The organism is Pseudomonas delhiensis (genome assembly GCF_900187975.1).
Taxonomy (GTDB): domain Bacteria; phylum Pseudomonadota; class Gammaproteobacteria; order Pseudomonadales; family Pseudomonadaceae; genus Pseudomonas; species Pseudomonas delhiensis.
The window spans coordinates 18,723-35,144 of record NZ_FZPC01000029.1 but is presented as its reverse complement, the minus strand read 5'-3'; the positions used below and the strand labels follow the sequence as shown (position 1 = coordinate 35,144).

Genomic DNA, 16,422 nt, shown 5'->3' with positions numbered 1-16,422 from the left:
CGATCAATGGCGGGTCTGTGACGGCGCCGCGCTGCCGCCGCCGGCGAACAGCTGGGCGATGTCGCTGCCGTCGAAGGCGTAGCGCTGGTTGCAGAACTGGCAGTCGACGGTGATCTCGCCGCCCAGCTCGCCCAGCAGGCGCTCGGCGTCTTCCTTGCCGAGGCTGACCAGGGCGTTGGCCGAGCGCTCCCGCGAGCAGCTGCAGCGGAACACCAGCGGCTGCGGCTCGAACAGGCGCACCGCTTCCTCGTGGTACAGGCGGTGCAGCAGCGTCTCGTTGTCCAGGCCCAGCAGCTCCTCGGCGTTGAGGGTGTCGGCCAGGGTGGTCAGGTGCTGCCAACTGGCCTCGCGATCCTCGGCGTCCTTCAGGCGGTCGGCGGGCAGCTGCTGCAGCAGCAGGCCGCGGGCGTGGCGGCCGTCGGCGCCCAGCCAGAAGCGCGTGGGCAGTTGCTCGGAGGTGGCGAAGTAGGACGACAGGCAGTCCGCCAGGCAGGCGCCCTCCAGCGGCACTATGCCCTGGTAGCGCTGGCCGTTCTTCGGGTCCACGGTCATGGTCAGCACGCCATCGGGCATCAGGTCGAGCAGGCCGGCGCTGTCGCGGATGGCCTCGGCGTCGTAGCGGGCCAGGCCACGCACCTCGCGCTCGCTGGAGCACTCCACCATGAGCAGCGGCACGGCGCCGCTGGAGCGCGCCTGCAGCACCAGCAGGCCGTCGAACTTCAGGGTGCCGCACAGCAGCGCCGCGGCGGCGAGCATCTCGCCCAGCAGCTGGGCCACCGGCTGCGGGTAGGGGTGCTTGGCCAGCACTTCGGCGAAACTGCGTTCGAGCGCCACCATTTCACCGCGAACGTCGGTGTTGTCGAAGAGGAAACGCTGACTTTGGTCGATCTGGGACATGCTGGGCACAACGCTGGCTGAGGCACAAATACATGACAAGCTGATGGCAAAGGCCTATAAAGCGCGCTTCGCGACAGCCGCCCGGTTCAGTAAGGGGGAATCGATTCTATGGAGAAAGCTTCGCCGTTCCAAGCCACCTGGTCGTGGCGCCCGTTCATCGCCTGCCACCTGCTGGCCCTGGCCCTGCTGCTGCTCTGGCTATGGACGCCGACCCGCGCCGCCATCGACTTCTTCGACTTCAGCCTGTTCCACGCCCTCAACGCGCCCCTGGCGACCAACGAGACCTGGCGCAATACCTGGGCGGTGGCCAGCACGCGACCGTTCGACGCACTGGTGGCGCTCATCCTGCTCCTGCTGCTGATCCGCGGCGACTGGATCTTCAAGGCCACCCAGGTGCGCGCCGCGACCTTCGGCCTGGTGGTGACCCTGGTGGTGCTGATGATCGTCCGCACCCTCTATGCCAAGATCGCCCACCACCTGGGCTGGCAGCACGCCAGCATTTCCGCCATCGCCCCCGACGCCGTGCGCCTGGAAGACTTCTTCCGCAGCTGGCAGGACACCCTCTTCGAGGTGAAGGACGAGTCGGCGCGCAGCTTCCCCGGCGACCACGCCTCGGTGCTGCTGGTGTGGGCGCTGTTCCTCAGCCTGTTCGCCCGCAACGCCGTGCAGTGGCTGGTGGTCTGGGCCCTGGCCCTGCTGTTCATGCTGCCGCGCCTGGTGGCCGGCGCCCACTGGGGCCAGGACGACTATATAGGCGGCGTGCAGATGGCCCTGCTGGCCCTGGCCTGGAGCTGCTTCACCCCCTTCGCCGCCTGGGCCAGCGCCGCCCTGGTGCGCCTGACCGAGCCGCTGTTCGCGCAACTGGCGAAGGTGCCGCTGCTCAACCGCCTGAGCGTGATCGCCGCCTGAGGCGCCCCTGCCCCCCGCACCGCGGGGGATGCGGCTATTCCTGGTCGTCGAGGAAGTGCAGCAACTGGCGGCGCTGCTTCTTGCTCGGCCGGCCGTCGGTCTGCACGCCCAGAGCGCCGGCCTTGCGCAGGGCCGCGGCGTCCTCGCGGCGCTTCAGGCTCTCGGCGGTTTCCTCGTAGAGCAGCTGGGCGTCCGGCGCGCCACGGCGCACGCCCGACAGCGCCTTGACCACCACCGTGCGCTCGTCGAACCCCGTGCGCAGCACGTACTCCTCGCCGACCTTCGGCTCCTTGCTCGGCTTGCAGCGCTCGCCCCGGCAATGCACCTTGCCGCCCTCGATGGCCGCCTTGGCCAGGCCGCGGGTCTTGTAGAAGCGCGCCGCCCACAGCCACTTGTCCAGTCGTACCCTGTCGTCGTCTTTCTCGCTCACGGCCTCATCCACACGTCTGCAACCTGGCCAGTCTACCCTCGGCCCGGCGTTCCCGGCAGGCCCCTGGCGGGCGCCGATGGCCCTGCTAGAATGCCGCAAAACCCTGGGACGGCTCCTTTTGAAGACCTTCGACCACCTGTCAGTGATCGGCCTGCGCGAATGGATCGGCCTTCCCGACCTGGGCATCGTCGGCCTGCGCGCGAAGATCGACACCGGCGCCAGCACCTCCAGCCTGCACGCCAGCGACATCGTCACCTTCCACCGTGACGGCCGCGACTGGGTGCGCTTCACCGCCCACCTGGGCACCCAGGTGCAGCGCCGCCACCGTTGCGAAGCGCCGCTGGTGACGATGAAGACCATCCGCAGCTCCAACGGCCAGGCCCAGACCCGCTACGTGATCCGCACCACCCTGGCCCTGGGCGACCGCGCCTGGCCGGTGGAATTCACCCTGGCCTGCCGCAAGACCATGCGCTACCGCGTGCTGCTGGGCTCCAAGGCGCTGGTCCAGGGCCAGCTGGTGGTCAACCCGGCGCTGACCTACGTCCAGGACAAACCCCTCATCATGGTTACCCCCGCCCTTTCAGGTGCCCAATGAAAATCGCCGTGCTGTCGCGCAATCCGCGCCTGTATTCCACCCGTCGGCTGGTGGAGGCCGGGCAACAACGCGGGCATGAGATGGTGGTGATAGACACCCTGCGTGCCTACATGAACATCGCCAGCCACAAGCCGCAGATCCACTACCGCGGCCAGCCGCTGGAAGGCTTCGACGCGGTGATCCCGCGCATCGGCGCCTCGGTCACCTTCTACGGCTGCGCGGTGCTGCGCCAGTTCGAGATGATGGGCGTGTTCCCGCTCAACGAGTCGGTGGCCATCGCCCGCTCCCGCGACAAGCTGCGCTCGCTGCAGCTGCTCTCGCGCAAGGGCATCGGCCTGCCGATAACCGGCTTCGCCCACTCCCCGGACGACGTGCCGGACCTGATCCAGATGGTCGGCGGCGCGCCCCTGGTGATCAAGCTGCTGGAGGGCACTCAGGGCGTCGGCGTGGTGCTGGCCGAGACGCAGAAGGCGGCCGAATCGGTGCTGGAAGCCTTCATGGGGCTCAAGCACAACATCATGGTGCAGGAATACATAAAGGAAGCCGGCGGCGCCGACATCCGCTGCTTCGTGGTGGGCGACAAGGTGATCGCCTCGATGAAGCGCCAGGCCGCCCCCGGCGAGTTCCGCTCCAACCTGCACCGCGGCGGCAGCGCCAGCCTGATCAAGATCACCCCCGAGGAACGCATGACGGCGATCCGCGCGGCGCGGATCATGGGCCTGAAGGTGGCCGGCGTCGACATCCTGCGCTCGCACCACGGCGCGCTGGTGATGGAGGTGAACTCCTCGCCGGGCCTGGAAGGCATCGAGACCACCACCGGCAAGGACATCGCCGGGGTGATCATCGAGTACCTGGAGAAGAATGCCGGGCCGCATATGGTGCGGACCAAGGGCAAGGGGTGAGCCGGGCGGCCACCTCACCACCTACGCCGTTTTCTGGGTTATTCCCCTTCGGGCCAGCACAAGCGTTGTTCGCGATGGAGCCGCGTCCCGCGTTCGCGTGAATGACGGGGTTTGAGGATGGTGCCAGCCTTCCAGGCCACTCCGAACGGCCCCCTCTCCCTTCAGGGAGAGGGCTGGGGAGAGGGTACGGAGGTGACCTCATTCACCGCTGTGACCGGGAAACTCCATTCGCGAGCAAGCTCGCTCCTACAATGTCGTTCGTCACGCCGTCCCGGATTTCGTTTATGCCCAGATCCCCCCGCCCCTCCGACCTGACCTGGTCCCCCTTCGAAGGCCGCGTCGCCCTGGTCGCCCCGGCATCCTCCATCGCCGAGGAGGTCTTCGAGGCCACCCTGCGCCAGCTGGAGGTGCTGGGCATCGACTACCACCTGGGCGAGCACGCCGAAGCCCGCTACCGCTACCTGGCCGGCACCCTTGAGCAGCGCCTGGAGGACTTCCACCGCGCCTTCGAGCTGCCAGACGTCAGCGCCGTCTGGTGCCTGCGCGGCGGCTACGGCTGCGCGCAGCTGGTGCCCGGGCTGGACTGGGCGCGGCTGAGGGCGGCCTCGCCGCGGCCGCTGATCGGCTTCTCCGACATCTCCATCCTGCTCAGCGCCTTCCACCGCCACGGCCTGCCGGCGATCCACGGCCCGGTGGCCAGCGCCCTCGGCCTGCAGCCGCTGAGCGCCCCCAGCGAACAGCGCGAGCGCCTGGCCTCGCTGGCCTCGGTCAGCCGCCTGCTGGCCGGCGAGGACGACCACCTGCCCTGCGCCCACCTGGGCGGCCCGAAGAAAACCGTCGAAGGCGAGCTGATCGGCGGCAACCTCACCGCCCTGGCCAGCACCGCCGGCACCGTCGCCGCGCTGCACGCCCCGGCCGGCGCCATCCTGGTGCTGGAGGACGTGGGCGAGCCCTACTACCGCCTGGAGCGCAGCCTCTGGCAACTGCTCAACAGCATCGACGCGGCAAGCCTGGGCGCGGTGGTGCTGGGCACCTTCACCGACTGCCCGCGCAAGAACGTGGCGCACAGCCTGGAAGAGATTTTCGTGGAGTACCTGAAGCCGCTGGGGGTGCCGCTGTACCACGGGCTGCCGAGCGGGCATGGGGCGCAGAATAGGGCCTGGCCTTATGGGAAGGTGGGGCGGTTGGGGGTGAAGGGGTTGGAGTGGTAGAGCCTGCGTCAGGCTCAACAGATCGCGGACGGTGCTTGCTCGAGACTCTGGTGCTGAATTCTAGAGCGCCCTCTCCCTAACCCTCTCCCTGAAGGGAGAGGGGACCGTTCGGAGCGCTCTGATATTTCGGCGTTAGCCGGCCAGCACAGAGATTACCGACTAAAACCACCCCCTCTCTCGGCACGGACTAGCCCCAACGGCGGATAACGCTGGCGCGTTATCCGCCCTACGTAGCGCCCCCTGTAGGAGCGCGCCCTGCGCGCGAATCGCGGGCAGGGCCCGCTCCTACACCCGCCGGGGATACCGCGGCTCAGGAGGCCCCGCGCGGCAGCATCAGCCCCAGAGGCAGGCACACCCGTGCCTCCACCCCGCCACCCTCGCGGTTGCGCAGTTCCACGCTGCCGCCGTGCTGCGCGGCGATGCGCTTGACGATGGCCAGGCCCAGGCCGGTGCCCTTGCCGCCGCGCGCCTTGTCGCCGCGGATGAAGGGGTTGAAGATGCTGTCCAGTTCCTGCGGGTCGATACCGGCGCCGCGGTCCAGCACGCTCAGCACCACGTAGGGCGCGCCGTCGCCGCCGGCCAGGTGGCTGGCCACCTCGACGTTGCCGCCGCCGTGGTTGAGGGCGTTGCCGATCAGGTTGCCCAGCAGGCGCTTCATCGACACCCGCCGCAGCGGGAACGGCGGCAGCGGCTGCAGGCTCAGGCGCACGTGCTCCTCGCCCTGGTTGTAGGGCGCCACCACTTCGCGGGTCAGCTCGTTGAGGTCGCCCGCCTCCACCGGCTCGTCGCGGCCGTCGCGGATGAAGGCGAGGAACTGGTCGAGGATCTGGTCCATGTCCTCGATGTCGCGCACCATGTCCTCGACCATCTCGCGCTCGGTCTCGGGCATCAGCTCCAGCGACAGGCGCAGGCGCGTCAGCGGCGTGCGCAGGTCGTGGGACACCCCGGCCAGCATCAGCTCGCGCTCGCGCGCGGCCTGCTCGACGTCGTCGGCCATCTGGTTGAAGGCGCGATACACCTCGGCCATCTCGCTGGGGGTGTCCTGCCCCAGCGGCAGGCGCACGCTGCGACCCTTGCCGAACTCCCGCGAGGCCACCACCAGGCGCTTGAGCGGCTGGCCGAGCAGGCGCACGAAAATCCAGGCCGCCGCCGTGGACAGCAGGCCGATGCCGAGGAACCAGCCCAGCACGCTCCAGATCTGCTGGCCGCGCAGCGGGTGCGGGTACAGCGGCACACCCAGCCAGCCGTCGCCCAGGTTGGGCGCGTGCACCCAGAGCATCGACGGGTGGTGGATGCGCAGGCGGGTCTCGGTGTCCGGGCCCAGCTCGGTGCGCATCTGCCGCTGGAAGATGCCGCTGTAGGGCCAGTGCTGCTCTTCCGGCTGGCCGTTCTCGTGGGGCACCCAGGCCAGCCCGGCGGACCTGGCGATGGCCTCGCGCGAGCGCTCGTCGGCGGCCCAGTAGGCGCGCACGGTCAGCGCCGCGCCGTGGCTGTACTGGCGGTCGACCAGCATGTCCTCGTTCATCAGCAGGTACACCAGCGTCAGCGCCTTGGAGAAGAGCACGACGATGAGCACCAGCCAGAGGGTGCGGGCGAAGAAGCTTTGCGGGAACCAGGGCGGGGTTTTCATGCTTTATGCAGCAGCAAGCTTCAAGCCACAAGCTTCAAGCGAGAAGCGCTGCCCAACCTGGGCGGCACCTGCAGCTTGAGGCTTATCGCTTGCAGCTTAACGCTTGGCTCCATCTGGCACGAACACGTAGCCCACGCCCCACACCGTCTGGATGTAGCGCGGCTTGGACGGGTCGGGCTCGATCAGCCGGCGCAGGCGCGAGATCTGCACGTCGATGGAGCGCTCCAGGGCGTCCCACTCGCGACCGCGGGCCAGGTTCATCAGCTTGTCGCGGGTCAGCGGCTCGCGGGCGTGCTGCACCAGCGCCTTGAGCACGGCGAACTCGCCGGTGGTGAGCATGTGCACCTCGCCGCCGTTCTTCTTCAGCTCGCGGGTGGCCAGGTACAGCTCGTAGTCGCCGAAGGTGACCACCTCGTCCTCGCCGGCCGGGGCACCCGGCACCAGCGGCGCCTGGCGGCGCAGCACGGCCTTGATCCGCGCCAGCAGCTCGCGCGGGTTGAACGGCTTGGCCAGGTAGTCGTCGGCGCCCAGTTCCAGACCCTGGATGCGGCTGGACTCGTCACCCTTGGCGGTGAGCATGATGATCGGGATCTGGTTGTTCGCCTCGCGCAGGCGCTTGCACGCCGACAGGCCATCCTCGCCGGGCATCATCAGGTCCAGCACCACCAGCTGGAACAGCTCGCGGGCCAGCAGGCGGTCCATCTGCTCGGTGTTCTCCACGGCGCGCACGCGGTAGCCCTGTTCGTCGAGGAAGCGCTCCAGCAGGCGGCGCAGGCGGGCGTCGTCGTCGACGATGAGGATCTTTTCACCTTCGGGCAGGGTGGACGGGTTCGACATAGAAACTCCAGGTTCGGGTCAGGCCGGCAATTATCGCCCAGCCTCGGTTGGCCACGGATTGTCCATTGTTAGCAGATTTTTCCCCGACCGACCGCCCTCCCGCTCAATTTAGCCTGGGTATAATGCGGCGCTTTTGCGGCGGGGCGTTGTCATAGACGCCTGCCGGACGCCCGAGCGAGCCGGCCGGCGCTAGCGCCACACCCCGTATTCTCGTTGGTTTCACCAGGTGGATTCATGGACAGCATCAACACCCGTATCGCCGAAGAGCTCTCCGCACTGCCCTCCGGCCGTGTTCAACCGCAGCAGGTGGCCGCCGCCGTGGCCCTGCTGGACGAAGGCAGCACTGTCCCCTTCATCGCCCGTTACCGCAAAGAAGTGACCGGCAGCCTCGACGACACCCAGTTGCGCCTGCTGGAAGAGCGCCTGCGCTACCTGCGCGAGCTGGACGAGCGCCGCGCCAGCATCCTCGCCAGCATCGAGGAGCAGGGCAAGCTGACCCCCGAGCTGGCCCGCGAGATCAAGCTGGCCGACACCAAGACGCGCCTGGAAGACCTCTACCTGCCGTACAAGCAGAAGCGCCGCACCAAGGGCCAGATCGCCCTGGAAGCCGGCCTGGGCGAGCTGGCCGACGCGCTGTTCGCCGACCCGGGCCTGGCCCCGGAAACCGAAGCCGCGCGCTTCGTCGACGCCGAGAAGGGCTTCGCCGACACCAAGGCCGTGCTCGAAGGCGCCAAGTACATCCTCATGGAGCGCTTCGCCGAGGACGCCACCCTGCTCGACCGCCTGCGCGTGTTCCTCAAGGACAACGCCACCCTCACCGCCCGCCTGGTGCCGGGCAAGGAGACCGAGGGCGCCAAGTTCAGCGACTACTTCGAGCACGACGAGCCCTTCAAGGGCGCGCCCTCGCACCGCGCCCTGGCGATCTTCCGCGGGCGCAACGAAGGCGTGCTGAGCGTGGCGCTGAAGGTCGGCGAGGAGCTGCCGGGCACCAGCCACCCGTGCGAGGTGATGATCGCCGAGCGCTTCGGCATCTCCAACCAGGGCCGCGCCGCCGACAAGTGGCTGGCCGAGGTGGTGCGCTGGACCTGGAAGGTCAAGCTCTACACCCACCTGGAGACCGACCTGCTGGGCGAGCTGCGCGAAGGCGCCGACCTTGAAGCCATCAATGTCTTCGCCCGCAACCTGCACGACCTGCTGCTGGCCGCCCCGGCCGGCCCGCGCGCCACCCTGGGCCTGGACCCGGGCCTGCGCACCGGCGTCAAGGTGGCCGTGGTCGACGCCACCGGCAAGCTGCTGGACACCGCCACCGTCTACCCCCACGCGCCGAAGAACCAGTGGGACCAGACCATCGCCGTGCTCGCCGCGCTCTGCGCCAAGCACCAGGTGGAGCTGATCGCCATCGGCAACGGCACCGCCAGCCGCGAGACCGACAAGCTGGCCGCCGAGCTGATCAGGAAATACCCGGCGCTCAAGTGCACCAAGATCATGGTCAGCGAGGCCGGCGCCTCGGTGTACTCGGCCTCCGAGCTGGCCGCCCGGGAATTCCCCGACCTCGACGTGTCGCTGCGCGGCGCCGTCTCCATCGCCCGCCGCCTGCAGGACCCGCTGGCCGAGCTGGTGAAGATCGAGCCCAAGTCCATCGGCGTCGGCCAGTACCAGCACGACGTGTCCCAGCTGCAACTGGCGCGCAGCCTGGACGCGGTGGTGGAAGACTGCGTGAACGCCGTGGGCGTGGACGTCAACACCGCCTCCGCCGCCCTGCTGGCGCGCATCTCCGGCCTGAACGGCACCCTGGCGCAGAACATCGTGGCGCACCGCGACGCCAACGGCGCCTTCAAGTCCCGCGAGGAACTGAAGAAGGTCAGCCGCCTGGGCGAGAAGACCTTCGAGCAGGCCGCCGGCTTCCTCCGCGTGATGAACGGCGACAACCCGCTGGACGCCTCGGCGGTGCACCCGGAGACCTACCCGCTGGTGCAGCGCATCGCCGCCGACACCGGCCGCGACATCCGCTCGCTGATCGGCGACTCGGCCTTCCTCAAGCGCCTGGACCCGAAGAAGTTCACCGACGAGCAGTTCGGCCTGCCCACCGTCACCGACATCCTCAAGGAACTCGACAAGCCCGGCCGCGACCCGCGCCCGGAGTTCAAGACCGCCGAGTTCCAGGACGGCGTCGAGAGCCTCAAGGACCTCAAGCCGGGCATGGTGCTCGAAGGCGTGGTGACCAACGTCACCAACTTCGGCGCCTTCGTCGACATCGGCGTGCACCAGGACGGCCTGGTGCACATCTCGGCGCTGTCGGAGAAGTTCGTCAAGGACCCGTACGAAGTGGTCAAGGCCGGTGACATCGTCAAGGTCAAGGTCATGGAAGTGGACATCCCGCGCAACCGCGTCGGCCTGTCCATGCGCATGGGCGACACCCCCGGCGAGAAGGTCGAGGGCCCGCGCGGCGGCAACCGCGGCAACGGCGGCCAGCGTGGCGAGCGCAGCGCCCCGCGGCAGCAGGAGAAGGCCCCGGCGAACAACGCCATGGCCGCCCTGTTCGCCAACGCCAAGCAACTGAAGAAGAAGTAAGGAAAGCCCATGAGCGAGATGCCCGGCCGCGACCGGATGATCAGCGCCTTCAGCGAGAACATCGGCCTGGAGCCGGTGCGCCTGGGCGACGGCGAGGCCGAAGTGAGCCTGAAGATGGCCGAGCACCTGCGCAACCGCGGCAACGTGATGCACGGCGGGGCGATCTTCTCGCTGATGGACGTGACCATGGGCCTGGCCTGCTCCAGCGCCCATGGCTTCGACCGCCAGAGCGTCACCCTGGAATGCAAGATCAACTACATACGCGCCGTCGCCGAAGGCGAGGTGCGCTGCGTGGCCAGGGTCCTGCACGCCGGGCGCCGCTCGCTGGTGGTGGAGGCCGACGTGCTCCAGGGCGACAAGCTGGTCGCCAAGGGACAAGGCACCTTCGCCCAGCTGTAAGCCCGGGCCCCCTTTCCTGCACTATCCTGACCACCGGAACCCGCGCCGCGCGCGGGCTCCGGCCGGTCGCAGCCCGCCAGGCGACAACGCCGGCCGCCCTCCCCCTTGTAGACCGCCCGGTCCACCCCCATAGTGGGGCGACTGCCGCGTGAAGGACATCAAATTGAGCGACCTACTCTCCCGCCGCCTGGCGCTGCTCGGCGACGCTGCCAACCTGCCCCTGCTCAGCCAGTGTCTGCACGGCATCGAGCGCGAGTGCCTGCGGGTCGACGCCGACGGCCGGCTGGCCCTGACCCCGCACCCGCGCGCCCTGGGCTCGGCCCTGACCAACCCGCAGATCACCACCGACTATTCCGAGGCGCTGCTGGAGTTCATCACCCCCACCAGCACCGGCGTCGAGCAGACCCTGGCGTCCCTGGAGAGCATCCACCGCTTCGCCAGCCAGCGCCTTGGCGGCGAGCTGCTGTGGAGCCCGTCGATGCCCTGCGAGCTGCCCGACGAGGAGAGCATCCCGATCGCGCGCTACGGCAGCTCCAACATCGGCCGCCTCAAGTACGTCTACCGCAAGGGCCTGGCGCTGCGCTACGGCAAGACCATGCAGTGCATCGCCGGCATCCACTACAACTTCTCCCTGCCCGAGGGCCTCTGGCAGCTGCTGCAGCGCCACGAGGACGGCGGCATGGCGCTGCGCGACTTCCAGTCGGCGCACTACATCGCCCTGATCCGCAACTTCCGCCGCTACAGCTGGCTGCTGATGTACCTGTTCGGCGCCTCGCCGGCGCTGGACGCCGGCTTCCTGCGCGGCCGCCCGCACCAGTTGCAGCCGTTCGACGAGCACACCCTGTACCTGCCCTGGGCCACCAGCCTGCGGATGAGCGACCTGGGCTACCAGAACAACGCCCAGGCCGGCCTGACGCCCTGCTACAACGACCTCGACAGCTACGTCGAGAGCCTGCGCAGCGCGGTGGGCACGCCCTACGCGCCCTACCAGAAGATCGGCACCAAGCAGGACGGCGAGTGGGTGCAGCTGAACACCAACATCCTGCAGATCGAGAACGAGTACTACTCCAGCATCCGCCCGAAACGCGTGACCTACAGCGGCGAACGGCCGATCCAGGCCCTGGAGTCCCGCGGCGTGCAGTACGTCGAGGCGCGCTGCCTGGACATCAACCCCTTCCTGCCGCTGGGCATCGACGCCGCCGAGGGCCGCTTCCTCGACGCCTTCCTGCTCTACTGCGCGCTGCAGGACAGCCCGCTGCTGGCCGACGGCGAGTGCGGCGCTGCCACCAGCAACTTCCTCAAGGTGGTCAAGGAAGGCCGCCGCCCGGGCCTGCACCTGCAGCGCGGCGGGCAGGCCGTGCCGCTGCAGGCCTGGGCCAGCGAGCTGCTGGAGCGCATCGCGCCCATCGCCGAGCTGCTCGACCGCGCCGGCGGCGGCGACGCCCATGCCCGGAGCCTGATGCAGCAGCGCGAGAAGGTCGCCGATCCGGAGCGCACGCCATCCGCCCAGGTCCTGGCGGAAATGCGCGAGCGCGGCGAGAGCTTCACCGCCTTCGCCCTGCGCAAGAGCCGCGAACACGCCGAAACCCTCGCCCGGCCGCTGCCGGCGGCGGAGCAGGAAGCCTTCGAGGCCATGGCCAGGACCTCGCTGGCCGAACAGGAAGAACTGGAACGCCAGCCGGAAGGGGATTTCGACACCTTCGTGGCGGCCTACCAGGCGAGCATCCTCGGGGTGATCGGCGTTTAAGCCCCGTAGGGCGCATAACGCCTAAGGCGTTATGCGCCGTTTGGCCTTGACCCCCGACGGCTCCAGGGTTGACCTGGTCGCTGGCTGTGGCCTCGGCGCATCGGCGGATAACCGCGAACGGTTATTCGCCCTACGGAATTGCGCCGAATCAAAGGCTCTTCTCGAACACCTGCGAATTGCGCTGGTAGTTGTACAGCGAGGCCCGCGCCGCCGGCAGGCGGTCGACGCTGCTGGGCTGGAAGCCGCGCTCGCGGAACCAGTGGGCGGTGCGGGTGGTGAGCACGTAGAGGGTCTTCACGCCCAGGGCCCGGGCGCGCTTCTCGATGCGCTCCAGCAACTGGTCGCCGCGCCCGCCGTGGCGGTATTCCGGGTTGACCGCCAGGCACGCCAGCTCGGCCGCGTCGGAATCGGCGATGGGGTACAGCGCCGCGCAGGCGATGATCAGGCCCTCGCGCTCGACGATGCTGAACTGCTCGATCTCGCGCTCCAGCACCTCGCGCGAACGGCGCACCAGGATGCCCTGCTCTTCCAGCGGGCGGATCAGCTCCAGCAGGCCGCCGACGTCCTCGATGCCCGCCTCGCGCAGCTGCTCGAACTGCTCCTGGGCCACCAGGGTGCCGTTGCCGGCGCGGGTGAACAGCTCGCTGAGCAGCGCGCCGTCCTCGGTGAAACTGACGATGTGGCTGCGCCGCACCCCGGCGCGGCAGGCCTGGGCGGCGGCGTCGAGCAGTTCCGCCTGGTAGCTGTTGCCCAGGCGCTGCAGGTGCGCCGGCACCTGTTGCGGGCGCAGCTCACGGACCAGCTTGCCGTCCTCGTCGAGCAGGCCGCGCTCGCCGCCGAACAGGATCAGCTTGTCGGCGTCCAGCTCGATGGCCGCGCGCATGGCCACGTCCTCGCAGGCGAGGTTGAAGATTTCCCCGGTGGGCGAATAGCCCAGGGGCGAGAGCAGCACGATGGAGCGCTCGTCGAGCAGGCGGCCGATGCCCTTGCGGTCGATGCGCCGCACCTCGCCGGTGTGGTGGTAGTCGATGCCCTCGACCACGCCGATCGGCCGCGCCGTGACCAGGTTGCCCGCGGCCACGCGCAGGCGCGCGCCCTGCATGGGCGAGGCGGCCATGTCCATGGACAGCCGCGCCTCGATGGCGATGCGCAGGCTGCCCACGGCGTCGATCACGCATTCCAGGGTGGGCGCGTCGGTCACCCGCAGGTCGCGGTGGAAACGCGGCGCCAGCCCGCGCGCGGCCAGGCGCGCCTCGATCTGCGGGCGCGAGCCGTGCACCAGCACCAGGCGCACGCCCAGGCTGTGCAGCAGCACCAGGTCGTGGACGATGTTGCCGAAGTTCGGGTCTTCCACGCCCTCGCCGGGCAGCATGACCACGAAGGTGCAGTCCCGGTGGGCGTTGATGTAGGGAGAAGCGTGACGTAACCAGGTGACGTAGTCTTGCATTGTCCAGGTGGCCTGTGAGCGGGCGATGAAGGGTTGTCGAGTGCGGTTGGCCGGCAAGCGGCGGGAGCGGCGGTTATCGTCGTCGCATGCACATCGACGGGGTTCTCCTCTTCAGGGCGGTTACAGGCAGTAATGCTGGATCAAGCCGCGCAGCAGTTCCACGGTCGGCGGGATGCGAGCGAGTTCCAGGTGTTCGTCCGGCTGGTGGGCGCAGGCGATGTCGCCGGGGCCCAGGACCAGGGTCTCGCAACCGAGCTGCTGAAGATACGGTGCTTCGGTGCCAAAGGCTACCGCTTCCGCCGAATGCCCGCTCAGGCGCTCGGCCAGGCGCACCAGCTCGCTGTCCGCGGCCTGCTCGAAGGGCGGCACGGCGGGGAACAGCGGCTGGTAGTCCAGGCGCACCGCAAAGCGCTCGGCCACCGGCTGCAGGCGCTCGCCGATGGCCCGGCGCAGGGCCTGCGGGTCCATGCCCGGCAGCGGTCGCAGGTCGAACTCCAGGGCGCACTGGCCGCAGATGCGGTTGGGGTTGTCGCCGCCGTGGATGCAGCCCAGGTTCAGCGTCGGCTGGGGTACGCCGAACTGCGGGTTGTTGAACTCCTTCTGCCACTGCGCGCGCAGCGCCAGCAGCTCGCCGATGGCCGCGTGCATGGCCTCCAGGGCGCTATGGCCGAGGCTGGGGTCGGAGGAATGGCCGCTCTGCCCGAGGATGTCGATGCGCTCCATCATCACCCCCTTGTGCAGGCGGATCGGCCGCAGCCCGGTGGGCTCGCCGATCACCGCGGCGCGCCCCAGCGGCCGGCCGGCCTCGGCCAGGGCGCGGGCGCCGGCCATGGAGCTTTCCTCGTCGCAGGTGGCGAGGATCAGCAACGGCTGGCGCAGGGGCTTCTCCAGCAGCGGCAGCAGCGCCTCGATGGCGATGGCGAAGAAGCCCTTCATGTCGCAGCTGCCCAGGCCGTACCAGCGGCCGTCGCGCTCGTCCAGGCGCAGCGGGTCGCTTTTCCACAGCGACGCGTCGTAGGGCACGGTGTCGGTGTGCCCGGCCAGCACCAGGCCGCCGGGGCCGCTGCCCAGGCTCGCCAGCAGGTTGAACTTGCCCGGGGCGATCTCCTGCAGTTCGCAGGCGAAGCCGAGGTCGCCCAGCCAGGTGGCCAGCAGCTCCACCACCGGGCGGTTGGACTGGTCCAGGGCGGCCTGGGTACAGCTCACCGACGGCAGGGCGAGCAACTGGGCGAAACGGTCTTTCAGGCTCGGCAAGGGCATGGGCGTCTCCGGAAGCATTGTGCCCATCATGGCCCAGGATGGCCGCCAGTTGAACCGCCAACCTTCGCCGGAACAGCGCCGACGCGGTGCTGTCCTGTACACTAACGGGCTTCGACGAACGCTCCGGCGCCCGCTCCGGCGCGCCCGTCCACCCTTTTCCTCCCGGAGCGCAGCGCGCTCCCGACCCGGACTCCGCCATGCAGAAAGAAACCGAAATCAAGCTGCGCGCCAGCCGCGAGACCCTCGAGGCGCTGCGCGACCACCCGCTGCTGAAGAAGCGCAACAAGTCCGGCTGGCAGCAGAGCGAGCTGTACAACCAGTACTACGATACCCCCGGCCGCGACCTGGCCCGGGCCAAGGTCGCGCTGCGCCTGCGCCGCGACGGCGAGCAGTTCATCCAGACGCTGAAGAGCCGCGGCCACAGCGTCGCCGGGCTGTCCGAGCGCAACGAATGGGACTGGTACCTGGACAAGCCCGAGCTGGACCTGGGCAAGCTCGACGACAGCTGCTGGCCGGCGGCCCTGGCCGACCTAGACAAGGCGCAGCTGGCGCCGATCTTCAGCACCGACTTCACCCGCCAGCGCGCCGAGATCGCCTGGGGCCGCGGCAAGACCCGGGTGGTGATCGAGGCCGCCCTGGACCTGGGCAAGGTGGTGGCCGGGGAGCAGGAAGAGGAAATCTGCGAGCTGGAGCTGGAACTGCGCCAGGGCGAGCCCGCGGCATTGCTGGAACTGGCCGCGGAGCTTGCCGCCGACCTGCCGCTGATGCCCTGCGACATCAGCAAGGCCGAGCGCGGCTACCGGCTGTTCGACCCGGCCAGCTACACGGTGCACCCGGACACCCAGAAACTGCTGGCGGAAACCCCGCTGGACGGCGCCTTCGCCGCCATCGCCTGGGGGCTGCTGGGCAGCAGCCAGCGCCTGGCCGAGCAATACCGCTTCAACGGCCACTGGCGCCTGCTGCAGGAATGGCTGCAGCAACTGGTGGACCTGCGCGCCCTGCTCGGCAGCCTCGGCCAGACCGCGCCGCGCGCCAGCAGCCGCGAACTGCGCGCCGCGCTGGACGCGCTGATCGGCGACTGGCGCCCGCGCCTGGAACAGGGCGAGGCCGACGAAGCGGTGCGCCAGCAGGCGCCGGAAGCCTTCCGCGCCGAACTCGGCCAGGTCCGCTGGGGCCTGTTCTCGCTGCAGGCCTCGCGCTGGCTGCTGGCCCGCGCCTGGCAGGAAGGCCGCAACGAGCGCGGCAACCGCCAGGGCGCCGCTGCCCTGGGCAAGTGGCTGCCGCGCCTGCTCGCCGAGGAAGCCGAGGGCCTGCCCCTGGCCCGCGCCCAGCAGCAGCCGGAATTGCTGGTCGAGCAGCTGCCGCGCCTGCAGCGCCTGCTGGTCTGGCTGCGCCTGGCCCGCGGCGTGCTCGACCTGCCCGAGGCCGACCGCCTGTACGGTGAACTGGCCAAGCTGGAACTGGTCCTACACCAGCGCGACAGCGCGGGCCTGGATGCCCTGGCGGCCCAGGCCCATACTGTGCTGACCCTCAAGCCCTGGAAGGCGATTTTGAAATAAGCTGCAGGCGGCAGGCGAGAGTTCGCGC

14 protein-coding genes are annotated in these 16,422 nt (G+C 69.4%); 8 read left to right on the top strand and 6 right to left on the bottom strand.

Annotated features, from left to right (window positions below; all coding sequences use genetic code 11):
* Nucleotides 1–3: 3 nt before the first annotated feature.
* A complete protein-coding gene (gene hslO, locus CHC02_RS23745; protein WP_089393867.1) occupies nt 4–897 on the bottom strand; it encodes an Hsp33 family molecular chaperone HslO in 894 nt (297 codons plus the stop codon).
* 108 nt (nt 898–1,005) lie between these two features.
* Here hslO and CHC02_RS23740 point away from each other — a divergent pair, with 108 nt between their 5' ends.
* Nucleotides 1,006–1,806: a phosphatase PAP2 family protein gene (locus tag CHC02_RS23740; RefSeq protein WP_089393866.1), complete on the top strand. Its 801-nt coding sequence runs from the start codon at nt 1,006–1,008 to the stop codon at nt 1,804–1,806.
* A gap of 34 nt (nt 1,807–1,840) precedes the next feature.
* On the opposite strand, the gene CHC02_RS23735 is transcribed toward CHC02_RS23740, so the two are convergent.
* Nucleotides 1,841–2,236 (bottom strand): RNA-binding S4 domain-containing protein, encoded by a 396-nt coding sequence (locus CHC02_RS23735; RefSeq protein WP_089393865.1) that lies wholly within the window; start codon nt 2,234–2,236, stop codon nt 1,841–1,843.
* A gap of 118 nt (nt 2,237–2,354) precedes the next feature.
* Here CHC02_RS23735 and rimB point away from each other — a divergent pair, with 118 nt between their 5' ends.
* From rimB to CHC02_RS23720, 3 genes are all read left to right on the top strand, one after another.
* Nucleotides 2,355–2,831 (top strand): retropepsin-like aspartic endopeptidase RimB, encoded by a 477-nt coding sequence (gene rimB / locus CHC02_RS23730; protein ID WP_089393864.1) that lies wholly within the window; start codon nt 2,355–2,357, stop codon nt 2,829–2,831.
* The gene (gene rimK, locus CHC02_RS23725) at nt 2,828–3,733 is read left to right on the top strand and encodes a 30S ribosomal protein S6--L-glutamate ligase (protein WP_089393863.1); all 906 of its coding nucleotides are present in this window, start codon (nt 2,828–2,830) and stop codon (nt 3,731–3,733) included. Before rimB ends, rimK begins: the two co-directional genes overlap by 4 nt.
* A gap of 284 nt (nt 3,734–4,017) precedes the next feature.
* Complete coding sequence (locus tag CHC02_RS23720) at nt 4,018–4,944, top strand: S66 peptidase family protein (RefSeq protein WP_089393862.1); 927 nt, start codon at nt 4,018–4,020, stop codon at nt 4,942–4,944.
* Nucleotides 4,945–5,254: 310 nt separating this feature from the next.
* Here the strand turns inward: CHC02_RS23720 and CHC02_RS23715 are convergent, their stop codons facing one another.
* The gene (locus tag CHC02_RS23715) at nt 5,255–6,574 is read right to left on the bottom strand and encodes an ATP-binding protein (RefSeq protein WP_074978160.1); all 1,320 of its coding nucleotides are present in this window, start codon (nt 6,572–6,574) and stop codon (nt 5,255–5,257) included.
* A 96-nt stretch (nt 6,575–6,670) separates the two neighbouring features.
* Nucleotides 6,671–7,411, bottom strand: a complete 741-nt coding sequence (gene ompR / locus CHC02_RS23710; protein ID WP_089393861.1) for an osmolarity response regulator transcription factor OmpR — start codon at nt 7,409–7,411, stop codon at nt 6,671–6,673.
* A gap of 234 nt (nt 7,412–7,645) precedes the next feature.
* On the opposite strand from ompR, the gene CHC02_RS23705 reads away from it, so the two are divergent.
* The 3 genes from CHC02_RS23705 to gshA all read left to right on the top strand — a co-directional run bounded on the left by CHC02_RS23705 (nt 7,646) and on the right by gshA (nt 12,128).
* Nucleotides 7,646–9,982 (top strand): Tex family protein, encoded by a 2,337-nt coding sequence (locus CHC02_RS23705; RefSeq protein WP_089393860.1) that lies wholly within the window; start codon nt 7,646–7,648, stop codon nt 9,980–9,982.
* 9 nt (nt 9,983–9,991) lie between these two features.
* Nucleotides 9,992–10,381 (top strand): PaaI family thioesterase, encoded by a 390-nt coding sequence (locus CHC02_RS23700; RefSeq protein ID WP_089393859.1) that lies wholly within the window; start codon nt 9,992–9,994, stop codon nt 10,379–10,381.
* A 163-nt stretch (nt 10,382–10,544) separates the two neighbouring features.
* Complete coding sequence (gshA, locus tag CHC02_RS23695; RefSeq protein WP_089393858.1) at nt 10,545–12,128, top strand: glutamate--cysteine ligase; 1,584 nt, start codon at nt 10,545–10,547, stop codon at nt 12,126–12,128.
* Between the two features lie 148 nt (nt 12,129–12,276).
* On the opposite strand, the gene argA is transcribed toward gshA, so the two are convergent.
* The gene (argA, locus tag CHC02_RS23690) at nt 12,277–13,575 is read right to left on the bottom strand and encodes an amino-acid N-acetyltransferase (RefSeq protein ID WP_089393857.1); all 1,299 of its coding nucleotides are present in this window, start codon (nt 13,573–13,575) and stop codon (nt 12,277–12,279) included.
* Nucleotides 13,576–13,695: 120 nt separating this feature from the next.
* Nucleotides 13,696–14,835, bottom strand: coding sequence for an acetylornithine deacetylase (argE, locus tag CHC02_RS23685; RefSeq protein ID WP_089393856.1), 1,140 nt, complete (start codon nt 14,833–14,835; stop codon nt 13,696–13,698).
* Between the two features lie 197 nt (nt 14,836–15,032).
* On the opposite strand from argE, the gene CHC02_RS23680 reads away from it, so the two are divergent.
* Nucleotides 15,033–16,394, top strand: a complete 1,362-nt coding sequence (locus CHC02_RS23680) for a CYTH domain-containing protein (protein ID WP_089393855.1) — start codon at nt 15,033–15,035, stop codon at nt 16,392–16,394.
* Nucleotides 16,395–16,422 lie beyond the last annotated feature (28 nt).